Origin of the sequence: Mesorhizobium sp. M7A.F.Ca.CA.003.01.2.1, from assembly GCF_003998945.1 — a bacterium.
In the GTDB taxonomy this organism is placed as follows: domain Bacteria; phylum Pseudomonadota; class Alphaproteobacteria; order Rhizobiales; family Rhizobiaceae; genus Mesorhizobium; species Mesorhizobium ciceri.
This window is the reverse complement of the sequence record NZ_RZRA01000359.1, coordinates 1-5,103: the sequence shown is the minus strand read 5'-3', so window position 1 is coordinate 5,103 and position 5,103 is coordinate 1. Positions and strand designations below refer to the sequence as shown.

Genomic DNA, 5,103 nt, shown 5'->3' with positions numbered 1-5,103 from the left:
GAGCAGTGTGTAGCCCCAGACGAGGATGCCGGCGACCATGCCGAGTGCCGCACCCCGGCCGTTGGCGCCGCGCCAGATCAGCCCGCCGATCAGGGCGGGGGCGAACTGGGCGATGGCCGCGAACGACATCAGGCCGATCGACGACAGGCGCGCGCTGTTGGTGCTCTCGCGGTAATAGAGGAAGGCGATGAACAACAGGATGAAGATCGCCCCGCGCCGCACATTAAGGATCAGCGTCGACCAGTCCTCGGTCTCGGAGGTCGAGGTCTTGAGCAGGCGGCGCACGAACAGCGGAATGACGAGATCGTTGGAGATCATGATCGACAGCGCCACGCTTTCGACGATCACCATCGCCGTCGCCGCCGACAGGCCGCCGATGAAAGCCGCCATCGCCAGCACATCATGGCCGCTGAACAGGGGCAGCGACAGCACATAGAGATCGCTGCTGGTTCCGGTGCCGACCAGCGACAGGCCGGCGAAGGCGATCGGCAGCACGAACAGGTTGATCGCCACGAGGTAGAGCGGGAACACCCATGTCGCGGTGCGCAGTTCGGCCTCGCCGCGGTTTTCGACGATGGTGACGTAGAACTGCCGCGGCAGCATGATGATGGCAAAGCCGCTCAGGCACGTCAGCACCAGCCAGGTGGCGAGCGAGGTGTTGTAGCTCATCGCCTGCCGGACCTGCGCGTTCTCGGCGAGCTTGTCGAACATGTCGCCCGGGCCGCCGAAGATCAGGAAGGTGACCATCAGGCCGATCGCCAGGAAGGCGGCGAGCTTGACGACGGTTTCGACCGCCACCGCCAGCACCAGTCCGTCCTGGTGTTCGGTGGCGTCGGCGTGACGGGTTCCAAACAGCACCGCGAACAGCGCCAACAGCATGGCGACGACCAGCGAGATGTCGCTGACGAAGGGATCGAACGAAGGCGGCGATCCCGTATAGTGCTCGACCATCAGGCTGACCGAACCGGATATCGCCTTCAACTGCAGCGCGATATAGGGCACCGCGCCGATGGTGGCGATCAGCGTGGCGATCGCCGCGACGGTGAAACTCTTGCCGTAGCGTGCGCCGAGGAAATCAGCGATCGAGGTGATCTTCTCGGTCTTGGCCAGCCGCACGATACGGTTGAGCAGCGGGAAGCCGAAGACGAAGACGAGCACCGGGCCCGTATAGATGCCGAGGAATTCGAGGCCGCGTTCGGAAGAGAGACCGACCGAGCCGAAGAAAGTCCAGGATGTGCAGTAGATCGCGAGGCTGAGCGCATAGATGAAAGGCCGCCCCCGGCTCGGCTCGGAGATGGCCGAGCGGCGGTCGCCGAGGCTGGCGATGGCAAACAGCAGCGTCACATAGGCGACCGCGATGATGACGATGAACAAGCCCTGCACGCTTGGACTTTCCTCCTCTGCCGTCTTTCTATCCGGCTTGCCCGGACGCAACCACAGCTTGGCGTCCGAGTCCATTGCAGAGCTGTGCAGGACGGCTATCAGGGCGGCGCGTCGGTGTCGTTATGGTGAAGATCGCCGCTGAGCGCCGTGGAAAATACGGCCAATGACGACCTCCTCCAAACCCATGCGATAGAGGATGATGTGCTTGCCGTGGACGAACTGATGGGTCCTGCCTTCATAGAGCCGGCCCATACTCGGATAGTCGCCGAGCAACTCAAACACCGCGTCGAGTTCGCGCAGGTACTTTTCGGCCTGAGTGTGGCCGAAGTTTTCGAAGGTGTGTCGGTAAATGTCTTTCAGATCGCGTTCGGCGCGATGCGTTATCCTATGGCGCATGCGGGAGTTCGGCACGCGCTTCCCGAATAATGTCGTCGATCGACTTTTCGCTGACCGGGCTCTCAAAACCTTCGTTGATCGCCGCCTGAATCGCTTTCCGCTTCTCGTCGGGCGAAAGCGCGTCAAACCAAGCGCGCTGCTCCTTTGTTGGAGCCGCCCACGGATAAACATCAATGCTGATGGTTTCGAGCATGTTCATGAGAACATTATAGGCGAAAACGCCTATAATTTCCAGAAATTCAATGCTGGCTTTGCCGTGCCGTCAATGCGGGAAACCTTGCAAAGAGCGATTGATCGCTCGCGTCAACAACCAGGGGCCCATGCCGTGCTCGGCGGCAATCTGGTCCAGCGTGGTCGTTTTGCAGTGATTCGGCGGCATCTGTGTCGATTTGCATCGCGGGGATATGAAATTTCACGCCCTTGTACGCAACGCGTCAAATTCGGCAGAGCTGCCGCCCAAAGTGCCGTAAGGTAAGGAGAAAGCGGTTGTTTTCTCCCTTTTACCCATGTTGCGTCAGGAGGTTTTTGTTATGTTGCCTCAGGTCGATGCCGCAAGGACGGAAACGGCAGCTCGGCCAGTCACGACAAGGAGGGTCGAATGCTGAAAGAATTCCAGGAATTTATTTCCAAGGGCAATGTGATGGACCTTGCGGTCGGCGTCATCATCGGCGCGGCCTTCGGCAAGATCGTCGATTCCCTTGTTAACGATATCATCATGCCGATCGTCGGCGCGATTTTCGGCGGCTTGGACTTCAACAATTATTTCCTTGGCCTCTCCTCGGCCGTCAACGCCACCTCGCTGGCCGACGCCAAGAAGCAAGGCGCGGTCTTTGCCTACGGCAGCTTCATCACTGTCGCGTTGAACTTCCTCATCCTCGCTTTCATCATTTTCCTGATGGTCAAGGCGGTGAACAACATGCGCAAGCGGCTTGAGCGCGAGAAGCCCGCTGCACCGGCGGCTCCGCCGCCAGCCGACGTCGCGCTGCTCACCGAAATTCGCGATCTGCTCGCCAGGCGCTGACCACGGGCAGCATTGCTGGACCAAAACCCCGGTCGTTGGCGGCCGGGGTTTTCTGTTTTCGCATCTGGTAAGGACCGCTGACGAAAACCGCAGACCAAAAACGGATCCGCCCATGACCCTGATCGACAGCTTGCGCACCGAGGCCCGTGCGGCACCCGAAAGTGGCATTGTCGCCGTCGTCAATTACGGCCGCCTGCGCGAAGGCATGATTCCGCTCTGGGCCGGCGAAGGCGACCTGCCGACGCCAGCCTTCATCACCGATGCCGCGTCGAAGGCGCTGGCCGGCGGCGAGACATTCTACACCTGGCAAAGGGGCATCCCCGATCTCAGGCAGGCACTCTCCCGTTACTATGCCAGGCATTTCGGCAAGAATTTCCCGGAGGAAGAATTCATCGTCACCGGCTCCGGCATGCATGCCATCCAGCTGGCGCTCGACGCGCTCGCCGGCGCCGGCGACGAGGTGGTCTACCTGTCGCCGGCCTGGCCGAATTTCGATGCCGCAGCAGGGATAGCGGGAGCCGTTCCAGTCGCGGTCACGCTCGATCATTCCGGCAATGGCTGGTCCTGCGACGTCGAGAAGATCGCCGCTTCGATCACGCCGCGCACAAAGGCGCTGTTCATCAACACGCCGTCGAATCCGACCGGCTGGACCGCCGATCACGAGACCTTGCAGGCGATCCTCGCTCTGGCGCGCGCGAAAAACCTCTGGATCATCGCCGACGAGATCTATTCACTGTTCCACTACGGCCACGGCCGCGCGCCGTCCTTCCTCGACATAGCGTCGGCGGAAGACCGTATCCTGTACGTCAACTCCTTTTCCAAGAACTGGGCGATGACCGGCTGGCGCGTCGGCTGGATCAAGACGCATCCGAGCTTGCAGCAGGTGTTCGAGAACCTGATCCAGTATTCGAGCTCCGGCGTCGCCCAGTTCATGCAGCGCGGTGCGGTCGCCGCCCTTGACGAGGGCGACGCCTTCGTCGCCGAACAGGTGGAGCGGGCGCGCAAGGCGCGCGACCTTGTCTGCGGCATCCTCGGCGCCACCGGCCGCGCTGGGTTTACGGTGCCGCAGGGCGCGTTCTATCTGTTTTTCACCGTCGAGGGCATCACCGATTCACGCACCGCTGCCTTCGACATCGTCGACAAGGCCAATGTCGGCCTGGCGCCAGGCACCGCTTTCGGCCCCGGCGGCGAGGCGTTTTTGCGGCTGTGCTTCCACCGCCGTCTCGACCAGATCGAGGAAGCGGCACACCGGCTGGCGAAGTGGATGAAGAACGCCTGAGCCGCTGACGAAGCCCGAATTGAAATCGCTCCGGCGAGCCAGATGGCCGCCGGAGTAGAGTTCCAAACGGCATCAGCCGCCTGACTTGGGCACCAGCAATGGAATGATGCGGTCGCTCTTGGCCACCGAAGGCCGACCGGCGGAGCCGTAGGGGATACCGAGCGCATCCCAGGTCTCGACCAGCGCATCCTGCAATTCGGCGATCAGCGCATCGGAATGGAACGGCGTTGGCGTGATGCGCAGCCGCTCGGTGCCGCGCGGCACGGTCGGGTAGTTGATCGGCTGGATGTAGATGCCGTGCACGCCGAGCAGGCGGTCGCTGGCCATCTTGCAGGCCTCGGGATCGCCGACCAGCAGCGGCACGATGTGCGTCGGCGAATCCATCACCGGCAGGCCGGCGGCCGACAGGATGTGTTTGGTTCTCGCGGCCTGCTGCTGCTGGGCGTCGCGCTCGGCCTGCGAGCGCTTGAGATGGCGGATCGAAGCGGCCGCGGCGGCAGCGATCGCCGGCGGCAGTGCCGTGGTGAAGATGAAGCCCGGCGCATAGGAGCGCACGGCGTCGATCACAGCGCTGGTGCCGGTGATGTAGCCGCCCAGCGTGCCGAATGCCTTGGCCAGCGTGCCTTCGATGATGTCGATGCGGTCGGCCAGGCCTTCGCGCTCGGTGATGCCGCCGCCGCGCGGCCCGTACATACCAACGGCATGGACCTCGTCGATATAGGTCATGGCGTTGTAGCGCTCGGCGAGTTCGACGATCTCTTTGATCGGCGCGATGTCGCCATCCATCGAATAGACGCTTTCGAAGACGATCAGCTTGGCACGTTCGCGCCCCGCCGCCTGCAAAAGGCTTTCCAGATGCGCCACGTCATTGTGGCGGAAGATCTTCTTTTCGGCGCCGGAACGCCGCACGCCTTCGATCATCGAGGCGTGGTTCAATTCGTCCGAGATGATCAGGCAGTTGGGCAAAAGCTTCGCGATGGTCGAGATCGAGGCCTCGTTGGAGACGAAACCGGAGGTGAAGACC

At 62.2% G+C, this 5,103-nt stretch carries 6 protein-coding genes; 2 read left to right on the top strand and 4 right to left on the bottom strand.

Annotation, left to right across the window (positions count from 1 at the left end):
- The 3 genes from EN969_RS16030 to EN969_RS16020 form a co-directional block, all read right to left on the bottom strand.
- A partial coding sequence (locus EN969_RS16030) for a sodium:solute symporter (protein ID WP_164758286.1) occupies positions 1 to 1,383 on the bottom strand: 1,383 nt, incomplete at its 3' end.
- Positions 1,384 to 1,503: 120 nt separating this feature from the next.
- A complete protein-coding gene (locus EN969_RS16025) occupies positions 1,504 to 1,779 on the bottom strand; it encodes a type II toxin-antitoxin system RelE/ParE family toxin (protein WP_013533612.1) in 276 nt (91 codons plus the stop codon).
- A complete protein-coding gene (locus tag EN969_RS16020; RefSeq protein WP_024503137.1) occupies positions 1,769 to 1,978 on the bottom strand; it encodes a hypothetical protein in 210 nt (69 codons plus the stop codon). The genes EN969_RS16025 and EN969_RS16020 overlap by 11 nt, the downstream gene beginning before the upstream one ends.
- A gap of 399 nt (positions 1,979 to 2,377) precedes the next feature.
- Between EN969_RS16020 and mscL the strand changes: the two genes are divergently transcribed.
- Complete coding sequence (gene mscL / locus EN969_RS16015; protein WP_013533610.1) at positions 2,378 to 2,800, top strand: large conductance mechanosensitive channel protein MscL; 423 nt, start codon at positions 2,378 to 2,380, stop codon at positions 2,798 to 2,800.
- Between the two features lie 112 nt (positions 2,801 to 2,912).
- A complete protein-coding gene (locus tag EN969_RS16010) occupies positions 2,913 to 4,079 on the top strand; it encodes a pyridoxal phosphate-dependent aminotransferase (RefSeq protein WP_013533609.1) in 1,167 nt (388 codons plus the stop codon).
- A gap of 72 nt (positions 4,080 to 4,151) precedes the next feature.
- On the opposite strand, the gene hemA is transcribed toward EN969_RS16010, so the two are convergent.
- Positions 4,152 to 5,103, bottom strand: a 952-nt coding sequence (gene hemA, locus EN969_RS16005) for a 5-aminolevulinate synthase (protein ID WP_127419236.1), incomplete at its 5' end; no start/stop codon positions are given.